Consider the following 19,215-nt stretch of genomic DNA (forward strand, 5'->3'; position numbering starts at 1 on the left):
TCAGAAATTGCAGCGGCCACTTGCCACTGTTAAGTCTCTGTTTCGACGGCGTGACCTGGCGACATAGCATGCCGGGCGGCATGCGCAAACCGCGGCAGGCGGTTACCTGCCCGTGGCGCGTTTGGCGACTGCCAGGCGGCGTTGTTTTTGGGGGAGATGCGGTATGAACGCACGCGTTCTTTCGGTCCTTGCTCTTGTTTTTCTCGCTTTCGCCACCGCGGCGGGAGCCCAGCAAGCCCGGCAAGTGGTGACATCGGACAATTCCGACTATTTCGGTTTCGACCTGCGCTCGGAGCAGAATGTCACGCTCGACCAGTGCAAGACGTCCTGCCTCGGCGACAGCCAGTGCCGCGCCTTCACCTACAACACCAAGGCGAAATGGTGCTTCATGAAGTCGGATTTCGCGACGGTGAAGCCCTTCAACGGCGCAGTGGCCGGCAAGATCGTGCCGATCAGCGGCGAACCCGATATCGGCGCCCCGCCGGCGCTCTCCTTCTTCCCCGCATGGATGGTCTCAGAAGCGTCGTCGATGCGCACCCGCCTGACCAATGGCAGCGTCCCCGTCGGCGAGCAGGGCCTGTCATCGCTGACGGAATCCGGCGACACGTCGCTCAGGATGGGCGATCCGCGCGCTGCGGTGCAATCTTTCACCACCGCCGTCGCCATCGCGCCTGACGACAGCGCGCTCTGGACGAGGCTCGCCCGCGCCGTGCTGGCCGTCAAAGGCATCACCTATCAGGAAACGGCGCAGTTGAAGACCGACGCGAGTTCGGCCGCCTACAACGCCTATCTGGTTTCCCGTGCGGCCTCCACACGTGCCGAAGCGCTTGCCGTCCTTGCTGTGACGCTGGATAATCGCGATATGTTCCGGCCTGCCCTGCAGGCCTATGAAGCCAGCCTGGCGCTGGTGAATTCGGCGGAAATCCGGGCCGAATACGAAGACCTCAAGGCGCGCAAGGGTTTCCGCGTCATCCAGCACACGGTCGAGGCGGATACGGCCTCGCCGCGCGTCTGCGCGCAGTTCTCCGAGGATCTGGTCAAGGCCGGCGTTGACTACGCTCCCTTCGTGACGGTGGACGAGGCCGCGCCGAAGGGTATCGAGGCTCAGGGACGCCAGATTTGCGTCGAGGGTCTGGAGCACGGCCACCAGTATCGTATCGCGTTCCGTCCCGGCCTGCCGGCTGCGATCCGCGAAGTGCTGGAGAGCCCTGTCCTGCTCTCGGTTTATGTTCAGGACCGCTCCCCCACCGCCCGCTTCACCGGCGACGCCTTCGTGCTCCCCTCGACCGCCCGCCGCGGCATCCCGGTCGTGACGGTCAATGCGGACGTGGCCAAGATCAATCTTTACCGCGTCGGCGACCGTTCGCTGGCGCAACTCCTTTCCGGCTACCAGTTCCTGCGTCAGCTCGACAGCTACGATCTCGACACCGTCGCCTCGCAACTTGGAGCGCCGGTCTGGGAAGGCGAACTGGTCATCGCCAATGAGCTGAACAAGGAGATCACCACAAGCTTCCCGGTCGATGAGGCGCTGCCCGACCGCAAGCCCGGGGTCTATGTGCTGACCGCACAGCCCAAGGATGTCCGCGTCGATTCATGGCTTCCCATTGCCACGCAGTGGTTCGTTGTCTCCGATATCGGACTGACGACCTATACCGGGCAGGACGGCCTCAACGTCTTTGCCCGCTCACTCGGCACAGCCAAGCCCATCGCCAACACCGAGCTGACGCTTCTGGCCCGCAATAACGAAGTCCTCGGCACCGCGACGACCGACGCCGAGGGCCGCGCCACGCTGAACCCCGGCCTGACGCGCGGTGAAGGCGGCATGGCGCCTGCCGTTCTGATGGCCTCGAACGGCGATCAGGACTTTGTCTTCCTTGACATGACGAAGGCCGGTTTCGACCTTTCCGACCGTGGCGTGACGGGCAGGACAGCGCCGGGCGCGCTCGACATCTACGCCTGGACCGAGCGCGGCATCTACCGCTCCGGCGAAACGGTGCATGTGGCTGCGCTTGCGCGCAACGATAACGCCGTCGCGGTAGAGAACCTGCCGCTGACCTTCATCTTCAGCCGCCCGGACGGCGTCGAGGATCGCCGCCTGGTCTCCGATGGCGCAGCTGCGGGCGGACATTCCGTCGACCTTGGCCTGTCGACCGCCGCGATGCGCGGAACGTGGACCGTTTCGATCTACACCGACCCCAAGGAAGCCGCGATTGCGAGCCAGAGTTTCCTGGTCGAGGATTTCGTGCCGGATCGCATCGAATTCGACATGACCTCCGACAAGCAGGAGATCGCGCAAGGCGAGCAGGCCAACATCACGGTCGATGGGCGTTTTCTCTACGGTGCGCCGGCGGCGGGGCTTGCGCTGGAGGGCGAACTGACGCTCAGCACAAAGCGCCAGTGGGATGCCTTCAAGGGATTCTGGTTCGGGCTCGCCGACGAACAGAATGTCGAGGCCAACCGCACACCGCTGGTCGGCCTCCCCTTCATCGGCGATGACGGAAAAGCCAATTTCCCGGTCAGCGTCGACCAGCTCCCATCGACCACACGTCTGGTCAACGCCGCCGTTACGCTGCGCATGCGCGAGGCCGGCGGCCGTGCAGTCGAACGGTCGCTCGACATCGCCGTGCGCCCCGGCGCCGACATGATCGGCATCCGGCCAGATTTTGCCGGCGACGAGGTACCACAGGGTGGCACGGCGAAATTCTCGCTGATCGCGGCAGATGCCACAGGCCAGCGCAAGGCCGTACCCGGCGCAATGTGGAAACTGTCGAAGATCGAGCGGGACTATCAGTGGTACCGCTCGGGCAATTACTGGAACTACGAGCCGGTGACCTACACGAAGGCTGTCGCAAACGGCACGATCGACATCGCCGCCGATAGCGAGGTTTCGATCTCGCAGGCGGTCGACTGGGGCCGCTACCGCCTCGAAATCGAGACCCCCGACCCCGACGGCCCGGTCACGAGCTACGAATTCGACGCCGGCTGGTTCGTGACGGCAACCTCGACCGAAACGCCCGACGGGCTGGAAGTCGCGCTCGACAAGGAAAGCTACGCCCCCGGCGAAGTTGCGAAGCTCAAGGTTTCGCCCCGTTTTGCCGGTGAGCTTCTGGTCGCAATCGGCTCGGAAAAGCTGATCAGGACCGTATCGGCCACCGTTCCGGCTGAAGGCGCGACTGTCGACATCCCGGTTGGCACGGACTGGGGCGCCGGCGCCTATGTCACGGCAACACTCTTCAGGCCCGGCGAAGCGCAGGAATCGCGCATGCCGGCACGCGCCATCGGCGTGAAATGGCTTAAGGTCGATCCGGGCCAGCGCAAGCTGTCGGTGACGACGGAAGCACCGGAGAAGTCAACGCCGCGCTCGACACTCGCGATTCCCGTTTCGGTGACGGGCGCAACGCCGGGCAGCGATGCCTATGTCATGGTGGCCGCAGTCGACGTCGGCATCCTCAACCTGACACGCTATGAGGCTCCCGATCCGGAAAGCTGGTACTTCGGCCAGCGCCAGCTCGGCCTCGAACTGCGCGATCTCTATGGCCGCCTGATTGACGGCTCGCTCGGCGTGACCGGCCGCATCCGCACTGGCGGTGACGGTGCAGGCCTCGTCGCGCAAGGCAGCCCGCCCACCGAAAAGCTCGTCGCCTTCTTCTCCGGCCCGGTGCGGCTGGACGCAGACGGCAAGGCGATCGTTGCCTTCGACATTCCACAGTTCAACGGCACTGTGCGCATCATGACCGTCGCCTGGACGAAGGAGGCGGTCGGCCATGCCGTGCAGGACGTGATCGTGCGCGATCCGGTTGTCGTCACGGCCGCCCTGCCCCGCTTCCTGGCGCCTGGCGACCAAGCGGTCATGAGGTTGGACGTGGCCAACACGGACGGCCCCGACGGCGACTACTCCTTCGCCATAGACACGACCGGGCCAGTCGCGGTCGGCACGATGCCTGACAAGCTGACGCTCACCGGCGGCAAGCGCGTCACCATGACCGTTCCGCTGACGGCGGAAACGGTTGGAAGCGGCGGCCTGACTGTCCGGCTCGCGCACGCAGACGGGCTGGAGGTCGAACAGGTGCTTTCGATCCCGGTCCGGCCGGCTGCAACGCCGGTAACGACACGCATGGTGGTCGATCTCGGGCCGAACGGTTCGAGCCTGCGCGTCGATCGCGAGCTTCTGGCGGCGAGCCTGCTGGAAGGCGCGACCGTCAGCGTCGGCGTCTCGCAATCGGCGGCCTTCGACGTGCCGTCACTGCTGATGACGCTCGACAGATACCCCTACGGCTGCGCCGAGCAGACCACGAGCCGCGCGCTTCCGCTACTGTATGTCAGCGAACTCGCCGCAGGCGCGGGCTTGAAGGACGAGCCGGAACTGAAGGAACGTATCCAGGACGCCATCTGGCGCGTGCTGAACTACCAGTCCTCATCGGGCAGCTTCGGCCTGTGGGGACCAGGTGACGGCGACCTCTGGCTCGACGCCTACGTGTCGGACTTCCTGACCCGGGCGCGCGAAAAGGGATACGATGTCCCGGCGCAGAGCATGAGCCAGGCGCTGGCAAACCTCCAGAACTCGCTGTCATACGATGTCGACTTGGAGGATCGCGGCTCGGAGATCGCCTATGCGCTCTACGTGCTCGCCCGCAACAAGCGCGCCTCCGTCGGCGACCTTCGCTACTATGCCGACACCAAGCTGGAGGCTTTCTCAAGTCCAATGGCGGTGGCGCAGCTGGCCGCGAGCCTTGCGCTTTATGGCGACGCGCAGCGTTCCGAAGCCGCCTTCCAGGCGGCGCTTCAACTGGCCAACGACACGCCGGAGCATAACTGGGACCGTTCTGACTACGGCTCCAGACTGCGCGACGGCGCGGCCATGCTCGCGCTTGCAGCCGAAAGCAAGCCGATCCCGTCGGTCGTTCCGGCCCTGATCAAGCTTGTGACCGCGGAACGAGACGCGACACGCTGGACCAGCACGCAGGACGAAGCCTGGATGCTGCTTGCAGCGCGCGCGCTGCAGGCCGGCAACGCGGCGCTGCAACTCACCGTCAACGGCGCGCCTTACACCGGCGCGTACGCCCGGACGGTGACAGGCGAGGAATTGCTGGCCGATCCGATCGTCATCGGCAATGCTGGCAAGTCCCCGATCCAGGCGGTCGTCACGACGGTCGCGGCTCCGGCGCAGCCCCTGCCCGCGGGCGGCGACGGCTTCACGATCTCGCGCACCTACTACCGAATGGACGGCAGCGAGGCCAACGTCACCGAGGTCACGCAGAACGAACGCTTCGTGGTTGTGCTGCGCGTCACGGAGGCGAACAGCTGGGCCTCGCGGGTGCTCGTCAACGACCTGCTGCCCGGTGGATTCGAGATCGACAATCCGCGTCTCGTCTCCAGCGCCGACCTAGCCAATTTCGGCTGGCTTGAACGCACTGACGCCGCGCATTTGGAGTTCCGCGACGATCGCTTCATCGCGGCCTTCAACCAGGACGAGGGCAGCAACCGCAACATGACGCTGGCCTATGTCGTGCGCGCCGTGACACCCGGCGTCTTCACCCATCCCGCCGCCGGCGTCGAGGATATGTACCGGCCGCAATATTCGGCCCGCACCTCGACAGGCATGATGGAGGTCAAGGCGCCGTGACGACGGCCACTATGCTGTCGAACAAATGGCTGCGGCGCTCTGCCGTGGCAATTGCGTCGACGGTCGTGCTTGTTGGCGTCGGCTGGGGAGCGTTCGAAGCACTCGATCGCGCCTTCCCTCCGCCCCTACCTGCGCAACTCGCAGTCTCCCCCGAAGTCGTCGACCGAGACGGCGCACTGTTGCGCGCCTATGCGACGCCTGACGGGCGCTGGCGGCTTGCCACCACGCTCGATCAGGTCGACCCGCAATTCGTGAAGATGCTTGTCGCCTACGAGGACAAGCGTTTTCAGGAGCATTCGGGCGTCGACGTTATCGCGCTTGGACGCGCCGCCATGCAGTTCGCCTCGAACGGCCGCATCGTCTCGGGCGGCTCGACGCTGTCGATGCAGCTTGCACGGCTGCTGGAGCCGCGCGAAAGCCGCAGCTTCGGCCAGAAAATCCGCCAGATGTTCCGCGCCATCCAGATCGAGCGGCGGCTTTCCAAGCAGGAAATCCTCGAACGCTACCTGACGCTCGCGCCTTATGGCGGCAACCTGGAGGGCATACGGGCGGCATCGCTGGCGTGGTTCGGCAAGGAGCCCAAGCGCCTCGGCGTCTCCGAAGCGGCGCTACTCGTAGCGTTGCCGCAATTGCCGGAGCTGCGCCGTCCCGACCGCAACCCGGCGGGCGCCCGCAGCGCCCGCGACCGCGTGCTCACCCGCCTGGTGAACGCTGGTCTGCTCGGCGAAACCGAGGCCGCCCGCGCCGCTCTGGACGATGTTTCGGGCAAACGGCTCGCCTTGCCGTCGCTGGCCGCCCATGCGGCCGACACGGCCCTGCGCAATCGTCCAGGCGAAACACGCCGCCAGCTCACCATCCGCAAGAGCGTGCAGGAGGGGCTGGAAACAGTGGCGCTCGAAGCGGCACGCAAGGTCGGCCCGCGCGTCTCCGTCGCCATGGTGCTTGCCGATGCGATGACCGGCGAAATCCTCGGCGAGGTCGGCTCGGCCAGCTATTTCGACGCCAGCCGCTCCGGCTGGATCGACATGACGCGCACCCTTCGTTCGCCGGGATCAACGCTGAAACCCTTCATCTATGGGCTGGCCCTGGAGGAAGGGCTGATTGCGCAAGAGACAATGATCGAGGATCGCCCGGCCGACTTCGCGGGCTATCGGCCGAAGAATTTCGACCTGACCTATCAGGGCGACGTGACGATCCGGCAGGCCTTGCAACTGTCGCTCAACGTGCCTGCGATCCGCCTGCTTGACGCAGTCGGACCCCAGCGGCTCGTCTCGCGGTTCCGGCAGGCTGGCGTCACACCGACGCTGCCACCGGGCGAAGCGCCGGGGCTCGCCATCGGGCTGGGCGGCGTCGGCATCACCCTGCGCGATCTTGTTCAGCTCTACACCGGGCTTTCCAACGGCGGTCAGGCGAAGGTGCTGCGCGACGGGGCGGAGGCCGCAGCCCCTACCCCGCTCGACAACGGCATGGTGCTGGAGCCGCAGGCGGCCTGGCAGGTCACCGACATGCTGGCAGGCGTGCGGCCGCCACTCAATGCCGCGCCGCGCGCCATCGCCTACAAGACGGGCACCTCCTACGGCAATCGCGATGCATGGTCGGTCGGCTACGACGGACGGCATGTTCTCGGCGTCTGGGTCGGGCGACCGGACTCAGGTTCGGTGCCCGGCATTTCCGGCTACGAATCCGCTGCGCCAGTGCTGTTCGAGGGATTTGTGAGGTCCGGCCTTGCGACAACGCCCTTTCGCCGGCCGCCGGCCGGCGCATTCCGGCCCGCCGCCAGCGACCTGCCTGTGACGCTGGAGCGTTTCATCTCTGCGCAGGGCGAGCTTGTGGCTTCCGCCAAATCCGTCGTCGAACCAGCACCCCGGATCGTTTTCCCGCCTGATGGCGCACGCGTCGAGCTTGGCGCATCGGGCGCAGAGGCGGCTCCACTCGTACTGAAGCTGCAGGGCGGCCGTGCGCCCTTCCGCTGGCTCGCCAACGGCAAGCCGCTGACCGATATCGAGCGGCGTCGCGAGGCGACCTGGAAACCGGACGGCGTCGGCTATTCGACGCTGACCGTCATCGACGCCGCTGGCCGCGCGACGAGCGTCAAGGTGTTTGTCGAGTGAGGGAAGCTAACGGCGCCCTCTACGACCCTTCACGCCTCAAAGCGCTCGCCCTAACAGCTCTGATGCTCCTTCCCCTACCGGCCATTGCCGCCGACCTACCCGCCGGCTTCGTGCGCCTTGCAGATATCGATCCGACGATCCGGCAGGATATGCGTTATGCCGGCAAGGACAATTTCCTCGGCCGACCGGCGAAAGGTTACGAAGCGCCCGCCTGCATCCTGACGAAACAGGCTGCGGAAGCTCTGTCAAAAGCGCAGAAGGCGCTCGCGCCCAGCGGACTGACCCTCGTCGTGTTCGATTGCTACCGGCCCGACCGCGCCGTCAAGGATTTCGCGGCATGGGTCGGAAAGTCGAGGCAGAAAGACCCGCGCTGGTATCCGAACGTGCAGCGCCGGAATCTCATCAGGCAGGGCTATATAGCAAGCCGTTCCGGCCATTCGCGCGGCTCGACGGTGGACCTCGCGATTGCAGCCATCAAGCCCACACGCCCCGCAAAAGAGCCGGCATGCGGAGCACAAAAATCGGCAACTCTCGACTTCGCTACCGGCTTTGATTGCCTCGACCCGAAGAGCACGACTGCTTATTCACCGCTTCCGCCTGCCGCCGTCGCCAACCGCAAGCGTCTAGTTGACGCGATGTCGGCGGCGGGCTTCCGCAACTACAGCAAGGAATGGTGGCATTTCACACTGAACGGCGAGCCGTTCCCGAAGCGCTATTTCGATTTTCCCGTGACCGACTGAGTCAGTCCGCGAAGATCGGATAAAGCTCACTGATCGCCAGGTCGCTGTACTTCTCCCCCGGATAGACCTCGCTGATTTCCAGCATCAGATACGAGGTCTTCAGCGGCGGGTCGAAATCGACGCGACGCGAGCCGCGTACGTCGCGCAGTTCGATCGACATCGGCGGGCTGTTCTCGGCCGATGCCTCCAGCATCCGGGCGCGCGAATTGTTGGACCAGGTCCGCTGGTCCTTGTCGTAACCGTTGATGATCTCGAAGCCGGCAAGCGACCGCTCCTGGCCGAAATGCAGGGTGAGCGTCTCGCCGGTGCCGTCGCCGTCCTTGCCTTCCACCCATGCGGTTTCGCGCGTGCCGTCGAACATCATGCCGGGATTGTAGTGGTTGTTCTTGATCGACTTGAGGAAGGAACTCACGCAGTAGTCCACCTCGAACGGCCCGGTTTCGCAGTCGCCGGTCTTTTCGATCGCACGAGAAACAGGCGCGTTCATTGCGACCGTTTCTGAGGTCGATTGCGAGGGCGCGGCGCACGCCGTCACGGCCCGCTCCTTCGCAAGCTCGGCATAAAAACTGTCGGGAAAACGGCGCTGGAAGGCCTCGTACGCGCCGCAGCTTCCGACCGCTACGGCCTGGTCGTACGCATCCTTCTCGATCATCACGGACGCCGGTGCCTCGCTTGCCTGCGCCGTGGGCGCCGATCCCGGAGCAAACGAGAAACGGCCAGTCAGCGACGACGAATCCCACGGCACCTGCATGCCGTTGGTGGTGGCGATAACGTCGTTGCGCACCTCGATCATCATGTCGGAGATCGACTGGCCGGGCGTCGCGATGTGCGAGAGCAGCGCTGTCGTGAAAGGCGAATTCCGGCCGCCACCATCAGCGGCTACCGCGTCAGGTTGAGTGGCAAAGGCGATGAATGTGCCTGACCCGGACTGGATGCGGCCAAGACCTTTGTTCAGCGCCACCGCGGAACGATTGCCCATCGAGCGCGCGAGTTGCTTGGCGAACGGGTTGTCGCGGCAGGCATCGAGGAAGACGATATTCGTCCTGCTGCCACGTTCCAACTGCTGCATGACGCCTGACAGCGACACCAGCGACAGGTCGATCTCGGATTCGAACTCCACCAGCGCATCGACCGGCACGAGGTAGTTCTGGCCGTTCACCTGCAGCCCGTGTCCCGCGTAGAAGAACAGCGCGACCTCGGCCTTCTCTGCCGCGCGGCCAAACTGGATGAGCGCCTGCACCAGCCCGCGGCGGTCGAGGTCCGTTCCACCGAAGACCGTAAAGCCAAGCCCTTCCAGCCGCGCTGTCAGGTCACTGGCATCGTTCGTGGGGTTACGCAGCGGCGCAACGTGTTGATACGCAGAGTTGCCGACCACCAGCGCGACTCGCTCCTGCGCCACCGCAGGCGTGGCGCTGCAAAAGCACAAGATCGTCAGGAAACCAACAATTCCACGCAATACCAATGGGGAAGCCCTCGATCCGGCCATTCTGCGCCAAGCCCTGATCTAAGGTTGCGCCAAATATCTTGTCAAATGGGGTTTTAGACCGCCAACCCTTGCATGGAACCATGGCTCTACCCCTGCGTTGGCATCCATCGTTGCCCGCTATTCTGACCTTATGGGATGGAAGAAAATTCCCGAACACGCGGTAGCCGACAAGAATTTTGCTCTTAACCCCTCAAAAAAGGAACGCCCGCAGCAATCCTTATTCGATAAACTTGATAGAGTTTGTGCGCGATCAACGGAGGCAGACCCATGATCAGATTCGCATCCCGCTCTCTTCTCGCCGGCCTGCTCGCCGGCGCGGTGCAACTCGGCGTTCTCGGCTTCGCAATGGCCGACACCACGTTGCTCAACGTTTCCTATGACCCCACCAGGGAACTCTACAAGGACTTCAACGCCGCCTTCGCGGCGAAATGGAAAGCCGATACCGGCGAAACCGTAACCATCCAGCAATCACATGGCGGCTCCGGCAAGCAGGCCCGCGCGGTCATCGATGGCCTCGAGGCGGATGTCGTGACGCTGGCGCTGGAAAGCGACATCGACGCCATCGCCAAGAACAGCGGCAAGATCCCCGCCGACTGGCGCAAGCGTTTGCCAAACAATTCTGCTCCCTACACGTCCACGATCGTCTTTCTCGTCCGCAAGGGAAATCCCAAAGGCATTCACGACTGGGGCGATCTGGTGAAGGGCGACGTGCAGATCGTGACGCCGAACCCCAAGACCTCCGGCGGCGCCCGCTGGAACTATCTTGCTGCCTGGGCCTGGGCCAACAAGGCGTTCAACGGCGACCAGGAGAAGATCAAGGCGTATGTCGGTGAGATCTACAAGCGGACGCCAGTACTCGACACCGGCGCGCGCGGTTCGCTGACAACCTTCGCGCAGCGCCAGATCGGCGACGTGCTGCTGGCATGGGAAAACGAAGCGGCGCTCGCCGGAGAAGAATTCGGCGCGGACGCGTTCGAAATCGTCGTTCCGCCCTCTTCCATTCTGGCAGAGCCGCCCGTGACCATCGTCGACGCCAATGTCGACGCCAAGGGTACCCGCAAGGTCGCCGAGGCCTATCTGAACTACCTCTACTCCGACGAAGGCCAGCAGATCGCCGCCAAGCACTTCTACCGCCCGTCGAACCCCGACGTGGTGCCTGCGGAAATCCTGCAGAAGCTGCCCAAGCTGGAACTCATCTCCATCGACGACCCGATCTTCGGTGGATGGGCGAAGGCACAGCCTTATCATTTCGGTGACGGCGGCGTGTTCGATCAGATATACAAGCCAACCAACTGATGACCACAACAGCCTCCGCCTCGCGCGGGTGGCAATTCAGGAGGCCGAGCGTCATCCCGGGTTTCGGGCTGACGTTCGGCTTCACGATTGTCTACCTGACGCTGATCATCCTCATTCCCCTATCCGGCGTCGCCTGGCGCTCGGCCGAACTCGGCTGGGCCGATTTCTGGGCGATCGCGACCGACGAACGCACGTTGAAGGCGCTTGAGATTTCCTTCGGCGCGTCGCTTATCGCGGCTGTAGTCAACGTCATCTTCGGCGTCCTCGTGGCCTGGGTCCTGGTTCGCTACCGCTTTCCGGGACGGCGGATCATCGACGCGGCGGTCGACCTGCCCTTTGCCCTGCCCACGGCCGTCGCCGGCATCGCGCTTGCCGCGATCTACGCGCCGAATGGCTGGGTCGGCCAGTTGCTGGCGCCGCTCGGCATAAAGGTCGCCTTCACGCCGCTCGGCATCGTCATCGCGCTGATCTTCATCGGGCTGCCGTTCGTCGTGCGCACAGTGCAGCCGGTGATGGAAGAAATCGACCGAGAGGTCGAGGAGGCCGCGGCCACGCTCGGCGCGAACCGGTTCCAGACGATCACGCGCGTTATCCTCCCCGGTCTCGCACCGGCGGTGCTGACGGGTTTCGCGCTCGCCTTCGCCCGCGCGGTGGGGGAGTACGGCTCGGTCATCTTCATTGCCGGCAACATTCCCTATGTCTCGGAAATCGCGCCGCTTCTCATCGTCATCCGCCTTGAGGAATTCAACTATGCCGGCGCGACTGCTGTTGCCGCGATCATGCTGGTGATCTCCTTCGCAATGCTTTTCGTCATCAACCTGATCCAGGCATGGAGCCGCAGGAGGTATGGCTATGGCGCTTGAGGCCACCGCTTTGCCCGAGCGCTCCGGCTCCGCTAGTCTGCGCGACGTGAGTGCACAGCGCTACAAGAACGCCACGACGGAATCGCCCCTGACCAAGGCGGTGCTGATCACGCTCGCCCTGCTTTTCCTGGCCCTTTTCCTGATCCTGCCGCTGGTTTCGGTGTTCTTCGAAGCCTTCCGAAAGGGTGTTCCTGAGTTTCTCGCCGCCTTCGGGGACCCCGACACGATCAGCGCGATCCGGCTGACGCTGCTGGTCGCTGCGATAGCCGTACCGCTGAATCTGGTGTTCGGCGTGGCTGCCGCATGGGCCATCGCCAAGTTCGAATTCAAGGGCAAGGCGTTCCTCATCACGCTGATAGATCTGCCCTTCTCCGTCTCGCCGGTTATTGCCGGTCTGGTCTATGTGCTGCTCTTTGGCGCGGGCAGCGTGCTCGGTCCCTGGCTGAAGAGCTACGGCATCGAAATCCTGTTCGCCGTGCCCGGCATCGTGCTGGCGACGATCTTCGTCACCTTCCCCTTCGTCGCACGCGAACTGATCCCTCTGATGGAGGATCAGGGTTCCGGCGACGAGGAAGCAGCACTTTCGCTCGGCGCCAACGGATGGCAGACCTTCTGGTACGTCACGCTGCCCAACATCAAATGGGGGCTGCTCTACGGCGTCCTGCTCTGCAACGCGCGTGCGATGGGCGAATTCGGCGCGGTTTCGGTGGTGTCCGGCCACATACGCGGCCTGACCAACACCATGCCGCTGCATGTGGAAATCCTCTACAACGAGTACAATTTCGTCGCGGCCTTCGCAGTCGCCGCATTGCTCGCCAGCCTGGCTCTCGTCACGCTGGTGCTGAAATCCTTCCTCGAATACCGATATGGCGACGAGATCGCCGCATCCAAGAAGCACTAGGAGCGATAGAGTGGACGTTTCGATCCGCCATGTCCGCAAGGAATTCAACCACTTTCCGGCGCTGCACGACGTCTCGCTCGACATCCGCTCGGGCGAACTGATCGCGCTTCTCGGGCCGTCTGGTTCGGGTAAGACGACGCTGCTGAGGCTGATCGCCGGGCTGGAGCGCCCGAGCGAAGGCTCGATCTTCTTCGGCAACGAGGATGCATCGCACCGCACGGTGCAGGAGCGCAATGTCGGCTTCGTGTTCCAGCACTATGCGCTGTTCCGGCACATGACAGTCGCCGACAACATTGGCTTCGGCCTGAAGGTGCGCCCCGGCGCGACAAGGCCGGAAAAAGCCGAAATACGCCGCCGCGCTTCGGAACTGCTCGATCTCGTCCAGCTTTCCGGGCTTGAGAAGCGCTATCCGGCGCAGCTCTCCGGCGGCCAACGCCAACGCGTCGCGCTCGCCCGGGCGCTCGCCATCGAGCCAAAAGTCCTGCTGCTCGACGAACCCTTCGGCGCGCTCGACGCGCAGGTGCGCCGCGAGCTTCGGCGCTGGCTGCGAGAAATCCACGACACGACAGGCCACACCACGGTCTTCGTGACGCACGACCAGGAGGAAGCGCTGGAACTCGCGGACCGCGTGGTCGTCATGAGCCAGGGTCGTATCGAGCAGGTCGGCACCGCCGACGACGTGTACGACACCCCCAACTCCCCCTTTGTCTACGGCTTCATCGGCGAGTCGAGCTCGCTGCCGGTCAGGGTCGACAAGGGCGAGCTGTGGCTTGCCGATCGTATGATCGGGCTCAGCGCCAATGATGTGCCGGACGGCAACGCGACGCTTTATTTCCGCCCGCAGGAGATCGAACTGCTCGACGGCTGCGGCGGCTGCATCGCCGGTACGGTGGCGGGATCGCGGCGGGTCGCCGGGACGCGGCGCGTCGAACTGGAGATCGGCGGCGATCGCCAGCGCGTCGAGGTCGAATTGCCGGTCGGCCACCCCGCCGCGCAGCAGAGCCGGGTCGCCTTCCGCCCTCGCCGCTACAAGGTGTTTCCAGCACAGGTGGCTTAGGGCCTCGTCCTCGGCCACGGTTGACGCTACATGTCAGGCAGAGCCGGCTCTCCCGGCCGGAGTAGCCATGCCTGTCGCCCGTGACTTTCGCCCGTCCATTGCCCACGCCAATCTTGGCGGTGACTTCTTCGACGAGGTCGCGCCGGCGACGTTCCCGCAGCACATCCTGCGGTTTCGCAACCAGCGGTGGGCTGAACGCATCGGGCTCGGCAGCCTGACCGACTCGGAATGGATCGAGCATTTCGGGCGTTTTACTGCCCTGCCCGGCAGCCTGCCGACGCCGCTGGCGCTGCGTTATCACGGCCACCAGTTCCGCACCTACAACCCCGACCTCGGCGACGGGCGCGGCTTCCTGTTCGGGCAGGCGCACGACCTCAAGGATGGCCGCCTGCTCGACCTCGCGACCAAGGGCAGCGGCCGCACGCCATGGTCGCGCACCGCCGACGGCAGGCTGACGCTTAAAGGCGGCGTGCGCGAGGTGCTGGCGACGGAAATGCTGGAGGCGCTGGGCGTCGACACGTCGAAAAGCTTCAGCCTGATCGAAACCGGCGAAGACCTGATGCGCGGCGACGAGCCATCGCCCACGCGCTCCTCGGTGCTGGTCAGGCTCAGCCACTCGCATATCCGCATCGGCAGCTTCCAGCGGCTTCTTTATCTCGACGAGTACCAGAACATGCGCAAGCTGATCGATCACGCGATCCGCACCTACATGCCACATCTCTGGCGCGATAACGGCGCTGAGCGGGCGCTTGCCTTCATGGCAGAGGTCTGCAGGCTGGTCGCGGCGACCGGCGCGAACTGGATGCTGGCCGGTTTCGCCCACGGCGTGCTGAACACCGACAACATCAACGTCACCGGCGAAAGCTTCGACTACGGGCCGTGGCGGTTCCTGCCGGTGCTCGACCCGGCCTTCACGGCCGCCTATTTCGACGAAACCGGCCTCTATGCCTATGGCCGCCAGCCGGACACGCTGCTCTGGAACCTGACGCGGCTTGCCGAATGCCTGCTGCCCATTGCCGAAAAATCGAAGCTGGAGGACATCCTGCACGGCTTCGAGCCGATGTTCCAACACTCTTTCAACGCGGCGATGCTGCGCAGGCTGGGGCTGGCGCCGCAAAGCGGGGAAACGACGCTGGCTCTGGTGCGCTCAGTCTGGAAATTCCTGATCGACACGAAGATGCCTTTCGAGCAGTTCTTCTTCGACTGGCATGGCGGCAGAGCGAGTGAGAAACGGGCGGCGACAAGCCCGTCGGCCGAATTCTACGCGCAGGAAAATTTCGAGCCTGTCTTCGCCACCATCGCAGCGCATCAGCCCGCAGCAGGCACTCGGCTCGACCATGCCTATTTCAGCCGCCCAACGCCCTGCACGATGCTGATCGACGAGGTCGAGGCGCTTTGGAAGCCGATTGCCGACAGCGACGACTGGTCGGTGTTCCACGGCAAGCTGGCGGACATTGCGCAGATGCGCGAAGCCTATTCGGTCAGGCGTTAGACGCGATCCGCCCGCCGCGCCGCCACCTGGCGCATTGCGGCCACCCGCCTGCGATAGATTTCCGTGCGCATCGAGGCGATGTGGAGCGTCAGGAAAAGCAGCGTGAAGCCAACGGCCATGACGAGCAGCGGCCAGAGCATGGAAGCGTCGATGGTCGGCCCGTCCAGCCGGAAGACAGAGGCCGGCTGGTGCAGCGTGTTCCACCAGTCGACCGAAAACTTGATGATCGGGATGTTGATGAAGCCGACCAACGTGATGACCGCGGCGGCCCGCGCCGACTTGGACGGGTCGTCCAGCGCCCGCGTCAGCGCTAGGATGCCGAGATACATCAGGAACAGCACGAAGACCGAAGTGAGCCGCGCGTCCCAGACCCACCATGTACCCCACATGGGCTTGCCCCAAATCGAGCCGGTGGCGAGCGCGAGCGCGGTGAACACGGCGCCGATGGGCGCGGCGGACTTCAACGCCACGTCCGCCAGTGGATGCCGCCACACCAGCGTACCAAGCGCCGAAAGCGCCATCAGCGTGTAGCAGAACATGGAAAGCCAGGCGAACGGAACGTGGATGTACATGATCCTGACAGTGCTGCCCTGCTGGTAATCCTCCGGCGCAGCAAAGCCGAGCCAGAGGCCGATCGCCAGCACGACCGCGGTGACGGCCGCCAGCCACGGCAGCAGACGATCCGCCAGCGCCAGGAACCGCGTCGGGTTGGCGAGATCGGAAAAGCGCCGGACTGTCTGGCTGGTTTCGCTCATACATGGCTAGATAGACCTCTGTTGGTTTCGCTGCAATCGCACCATGCGCCGCATGGCGCGTCGCGCGGCTCCTTTCCTCGCCCCTGGAAGCGGGGGGGGGAGAAGGGGTCTTTGGCGGCATCTGCCGTTGCCGCTTTAACGCGGACCGTTGCTGCCCCTCACCGTCTCGGTCCTGCGGACCGATCCACCTCTCCCCCGCTTCGCAGGGGCGAGGAACCCCAATCGCATAGGCCGCACTTTCCCGTTGCCACGCCCTGCTTTCGCAGTCTGGCTGTTTCAAAGAGCGCTCCCTGCCACGGACGGAGAAGTCGGGAAGCGGGGCACGGGGCCGAGCCTCTCATATTTTTAGTAACGTGGCCGGTCTCCCGCGCCCCGCCGGCGTTCTTGCCCCGATGGAGGACACAGCCGTTGCCGCTGGTCTCCATGAGGGCCCGGACCTGAGGGTTCATCACCCAGCCAATACCACCGCAGCATTGACCGACCCGGCGCCGCCGCCCTCCCTGACACCCGGTGCGCACCAGGTTCCCGTGAGGGCGATGGGGTGGAGTATGCGGGAGGCGAAAGCCGCGTGAATCCAGTTGCGAAGGAAAAATCGAAAAGCGAGCGATTTCAGTGCTCTGCGTTTCCAGTTGCGAAAAACTATCCACACACGCGGAGTGTTTTCGGCCCGTTGATCAGACCGATCCCTGTCGGTGCCTTTTCGTGCCGAAAGTTCGCGAGGTCGGCGGGACAGCGCCCCCTCTGTCCGCCTGATATTTCCGCCACATGGGTGAGCAGCAATGTCGGTGGGCGCTTCAAACGCCCTGCATTGCCGGTTTATCCTGTCTCATTCCGGCGCCGCGGAGCGGACCCGGAATCCAGAGCAGCGACATCGCGATAAATGCTCTTCTGCCGCCTAGGACGGCAGTCTCTCTCAGGCGGCTTCTTCGACCGCTATATGCGAGACACGGCGGACCTCCGCATCGGTCAGCAGGCCGCCGGCGCGCAACAGGCCGGCGAAGCGGCCGTTGCGGGCAGCGAGTTCAGCGAAACCGCCCATCTCGACGATCCGGCCCTTGTCCAGGAAGATAACGATGTCGGCGTCGCGAACCGTCGTCAGGCGGTGCGCAATGATGAAGGTGGTGCGGCCTGCGCGCAGTCTGTCGATGGCTTCCTTGACGCGCGCCTCGGTCTCGACGTCGAGCGCACTGGTCGCCTCGTCCAGCACTAGGATCGGGGCATCCTTCAAAATGGCGCGGGCAATGGCGATGCGCTGGCGCTCGCCGCCCGAGAGCTGGCTGCCGCGCTCTCCGGCCGGCGTATCGTAGCCGTCGCTCTTGGCGAGGATGAAGTCATGCGCAGCGGCAGCCGCCGCCGCTGCATGGACCTCGTCATTGATCGCGCCCTCGCGGCCGATGCGGATGTTCTCCTCGATCGAGCGGTTGAACAGCCCGGCATCCTGGAACACGCTGGCGATCTGCTGGCGCAGCGATTTGCGCGTCACGGTCGCGATATCGACACCGTCGATCAGGATGCGACCGTGCTGCGGTGAATGCACCCGCTGAAGCAGATTGATGAGCGTCGTCTTGCCCGCGCCGGTCGGGCCGACGATGGCCACGGTCTGGCCCGCCTTCACCTCGAAGGATACGTCGCTGACGCCCTGCCCCGAATTCGGGAACTCGAAATCGACCCCCTCGAAGCGCACGTTTCCGGCAGCCCGGTCGAGCTCGCGAAGGCCCGCAGGCTCCTCGGCGGCAATCGCGGCGTCTTCCAACCGGTAGAATTCCTCGAGCTTCACGCGCGATTCGAACACCTGGTTCACGAAGTTCGAGATCTGGTCGAGCTTGCCGATGAGCAGTGTCGCGAAGCCGGTGAAGGCAATGACGTCGCCGATCCTGAGTTCGCCGCGAGAGACCAGAAACGCCCCGATGAGCAGCACGACCATCATGGAAATGGTGGACGAAAGCCGGTGCAGCGCGCTTGCCAGCGCCCACCAGTCCAGAACCGGGTTCTGTGCCGACAGCAGCGAGCGGGCATGATTGCGCAGCGCCTCGACTTCCTGGCCGACGCGATTGTAGCTCTGCAGCACGGCCACGTTGCCGACCGAGTCCGTCACATGGCCGAAGACCTGATGATAGTGCTTCTCGACCGAACGCTGGCCTTCGCTGGTCTTGCGCATGACCAGACGGCCGATCATCACATAGAGAATGCCAAGCACGACCAGGACCATGGACATACGCATGTCCAGCGCCAGCGCGGTGGGCACCAGCAGTACCAGCGCCACGACGGTCGAAAGATGCTGGCGCATGAACTCCAGCCAAAGCGTGAACATCGCATCAACGGCCCGCAACAGCGTATGCAGCGTGTTGGAGGTGCCCCGCTCGTGATGCCAGGACAGCGGCATGGTGATGACGCGCTCGAAGGAATTGCAAAGCACGGACGCGCGCAACGCATGCGCGATCCGATCGGCGCCTCGCGCGACAAGAACGAAGGCAACGATGTTGAAGGCGCCGAGCCCGGCCCAGAGAGCCAAGGTTGGCACCAGATCCTGCTTGTCGGAGATGGCGTCGATGATGCGGCCGAAGAGGATCGGCTCTGCTATGGCGACGATAGCGAGAACGATGTTCGCCGCGCAAATGAAGGCGACACGCCTCCCATCCGCGCGCAGATACCGGAGTGCCCTCCAGTAAATTTCGAACAAAGACAACGCAATTACCTCGTCATCGAAAAAATTGTGCAGCGCACCATTGGAAATCTCGTAGCTTGTCCCGGGTCGCAACACAATGCGTCGCAAAAGGTTCCGTTCCGATTTTCTGAACAACAAACAGAAACCGGATGTAACGAGCCGTGATCTCCTAACGGATTGAGAATTAAGCAAAAAAGGCACGCTTGCGGCAAAATGATGGCAAGGG

At 64.2% G+C, this 19,215-nt stretch carries 11 protein-coding genes; 8 read left to right on the forward strand and 3 right to left on the reverse strand.

Annotated features, from left to right (window positions below; all coding sequences use genetic code 11):
- Positions 1-163 precede the first annotated feature (163 nt).
- The 3 genes from ABMA32_RS11810 (at position 164) to ABMA32_RS11820 (ending at position 8,474) form a co-directional block, all read left to right on the forward strand.
- Positions 164-5,623, forward strand: a complete 5,460-nt coding sequence (locus tag ABMA32_RS11810) for an alpha-2-macroglobulin family protein (RefSeq protein WP_349013955.1) — start codon at positions 164-166, stop codon at positions 5,621-5,623.
- A gap of 11 nt (positions 5,624-5,634) precedes the next feature.
- On the forward strand, positions 5,635-7,734 hold the full coding sequence (gene pbpC, locus ABMA32_RS11815) for a penicillin-binding protein 1C (RefSeq protein WP_349014724.1): 2,100 nt from the start codon (positions 5,635-5,637) through the stop codon (positions 7,732-7,734).
- 62 nt (positions 7,735-7,796) lie between these two features.
- Positions 7,797-8,474: a M15 family metallopeptidase gene (locus ABMA32_RS11820; RefSeq protein WP_349013956.1), complete on the forward strand. Its 678-nt coding sequence runs from the start codon at positions 7,797-7,799 to the stop codon at positions 8,472-8,474.
- A gap of 1 nt (position 8,475) precedes the next feature.
- Here the strand turns inward: ABMA32_RS11820 and ABMA32_RS11825 are convergent, their stop codons facing one another.
- Positions 8,476-9,849 (reverse strand): caspase family protein, encoded by a 1,374-nt coding sequence (locus ABMA32_RS11825; RefSeq protein WP_349013957.1) that lies wholly within the window; start codon positions 9,847-9,849, stop codon positions 8,476-8,478.
- 378 nt (positions 9,850-10,227) lie between these two features.
- Here ABMA32_RS11825 and ABMA32_RS11830 point away from each other — a divergent pair, with 378 nt between their 5' ends.
- The 5 genes from ABMA32_RS11830 to ABMA32_RS11850 all read left to right on the forward strand — a co-directional run bounded on the left by ABMA32_RS11830 (position 10,228) and on the right by ABMA32_RS11850 (position 15,569).
- Positions 10,228-11,256, forward strand: a complete 1,029-nt coding sequence (locus ABMA32_RS11830; protein ID WP_349013958.1) for a sulfate ABC transporter substrate-binding protein — start codon at positions 10,228-10,230, stop codon at positions 11,254-11,256.
- Entirely contained in the window at positions 11,256-12,119 is an 864-nt protein-coding gene (gene cysT, locus ABMA32_RS11835; protein WP_349013959.1) for a sulfate ABC transporter permease subunit CysT, read from the forward strand. Before ABMA32_RS11830 ends, cysT begins: the two co-directional genes overlap by 1 nt.
- Positions 12,109-13,020 carry a sulfate ABC transporter permease subunit CysW gene (cysW, locus tag ABMA32_RS11840; RefSeq protein ID WP_349013960.1) on the forward strand — a complete coding sequence of 304 codons (912 nt, stop codon included), beginning with the start codon at positions 12,109-12,111 and terminating at the stop codon, positions 13,018-13,020. The genes cysT and cysW overlap by 11 nt, the downstream gene beginning before the upstream one ends.
- A 10-nt stretch (positions 13,021-13,030) precedes the next feature.
- Positions 13,031-14,077, forward strand: a complete 1,047-nt coding sequence (locus ABMA32_RS11845) for a sulfate/molybdate ABC transporter ATP-binding protein (protein ID WP_349013961.1) — start codon at positions 13,031-13,033, stop codon at positions 14,075-14,077.
- A gap of 67 nt (positions 14,078-14,144) precedes the next feature.
- Positions 14,145-15,569 carry a protein adenylyltransferase SelO gene (locus ABMA32_RS11850; RefSeq protein WP_349013962.1) on the forward strand — a complete coding sequence of 475 codons (1,425 nt, stop codon included), beginning with the start codon at positions 14,145-14,147 and terminating at the stop codon, positions 15,567-15,569.
- On the opposite strand, the gene ABMA32_RS11855 is transcribed toward ABMA32_RS11850, so the two are convergent.
- A complete protein-coding gene (locus tag ABMA32_RS11855) occupies positions 15,566-16,324 on the reverse strand; it encodes a heme ABC transporter permease (protein WP_349013963.1) in 759 nt (252 codons plus the stop codon). The two genes, ABMA32_RS11850 and ABMA32_RS11855, sit on opposite strands and share 4 nt — an antisense overlap.
- Before the next feature lie 913 nt (positions 16,325-17,237).
- A complete protein-coding gene (locus ABMA32_RS11860; RefSeq protein ID WP_349013964.1) occupies positions 17,238-19,010 on the reverse strand; it encodes a glucan ABC transporter ATP-binding protein/ permease in 1,773 nt (590 codons plus the stop codon).
- Positions 19,011-19,215: the final 205 nt, after the last annotated feature.

This window comes from Mesorhizobium quangtriensis, from assembly GCF_040081925.1.
Lineage (GTDB): Bacteria > Pseudomonadota > Alphaproteobacteria > Rhizobiales > Rhizobiaceae > Mesorhizobium_K > Mesorhizobium_K quangtriensis.

Bases quoted from the DNA above. Each gene is read 5' to 3' on its own strand.
- ABMA32_RS11810 (WP_349013955.1), top strand. From the start codon at position 164: ATGAACGCACGCGTTCTTTCGGTCCTTGCTCTTGTTTTTCTCGCTTTC.
- pbpC (WP_349014724.1), top strand. From the start codon at position 5,635: ATGCTGTCGAACAAATGGCTGCGGCGCTCTGCCGTGGCAATTGCGTCG.
- ABMA32_RS11820 (WP_349013956.1), top strand. From the start codon at position 7,797: ATGCTCCTTCCCCTACCGGCCATTGCCGCCGACCTACCCGCCGGCTTC.
- ABMA32_RS11830 (WP_349013958.1), top strand. From the start codon at position 10,228: ATGATCAGATTCGCATCCCGCTCTCTTCTCGCCGGCCTGCTCGCCGGC.
- cysT (WP_349013959.1), top strand. From the start codon at position 11,256: ATGACCACAACAGCCTCCGCCTCGCGCGGGTGGCAATTCAGGAGGCCG.
- cysW (WP_349013960.1), top strand. From the start codon at position 12,109: ATGGCGCTTGAGGCCACCGCTTTGCCCGAGCGCTCCGGCTCCGCTAGT.
- ABMA32_RS11850 (WP_349013962.1), top strand. From the start codon at position 14,145: ATGCCTGTCGCCCGTGACTTTCGCCCGTCCATTGCCCACGCCAATCTT.
- ABMA32_RS11855 (WP_349013963.1), bottom strand. From the start codon at position 16,324: ATGAGCGAAACCAGCCAGACAGTCCGGCGCTTTTCCGATCTCGCCAAC.